We start from the raw sequence: 824 nt of genomic DNA, 5'->3' as shown, positions 1-824 counted from the left end.
CATGCGCTCCTACGCTTCGATGCGCTTCGATGCGCTTGGATGTAGCTGAGGGCTTGGATTGGCTGAGGTCCCATCAGACTGCMAGGCAGGCTGGACACTGAGGCTCGGCAGACGATACGGGCCGTGGCGCGAACTCCACTCAATTCTCGAACACCACGCCGAACCGCCATTACAAACTAACGAGAAAGCCAAAAAAAATAACCCAACATTTATCTGTGGTACAGTCTAATTTACTGACAAATATAATGACATTTGTTAGGAAAACCAATTTAATTCATTATAGTCGATCTCTGGAACATGGCTAGCACGCAACTGAAGAAGCCCCTTAAATATAGGGATGCCGGCTACCTTTACGAACACGAAAATGCACGCGCCCTTGCCCATCGGAGCGTCCTTCACACCAATCCTAAAGGTGTTATTCCGCCCATCTGACGCCAGGCGACCGCGCATTGACTTGACAAATTGCTCCCGTATCAAGATTGCAGACACCAACAACGGAAGCAGCCAAAGTGGAAAGTGCAAAGACCACACCAAACCCATCTCAGCTCGACGCCACCGACAGCGCCATTAAGATCGACTTCGTGAAAGTCGGAAGAGTTAAGTTCTGCGGCGTCGAAATAAGCAATGCAAAGTCCAGAACAAATTTTGAAGAACTTCTTCGCTTCGCTCTAGACAAAACCGCGCGCCCCGGGGCACGCAGAAACGGTACGATCTACCCGCCCACACTGCCACTAGCAACGCCGGCCGGATTGTTATCAGAAGAGATAGCGGACTACCTGCTGCATATGAAACGCAGGAACATTCGGTCGTGCTCTATCGAGGCA

1 pseudogene is annotated in these 824 nt (G+C 50.8%); it reads left to right on the top strand.

Annotation, left to right across the window (positions count from 1 at the left end):
- Window positions 1-509: 509 nt before the first annotated feature.
- Window positions 510-824: pseudogene (locus tag ACXJKH_RS21480) on the top strand (hypothetical protein); the annotation flags it as partial.

The organism is Stenotrophomonas sp. P5_B8 (assembly GCF_054049855.1).
The sequence above is the reverse complement of the archived record's forward strand: the minus strand, read 5'-3'. Positions and strand labels throughout refer to the sequence as shown.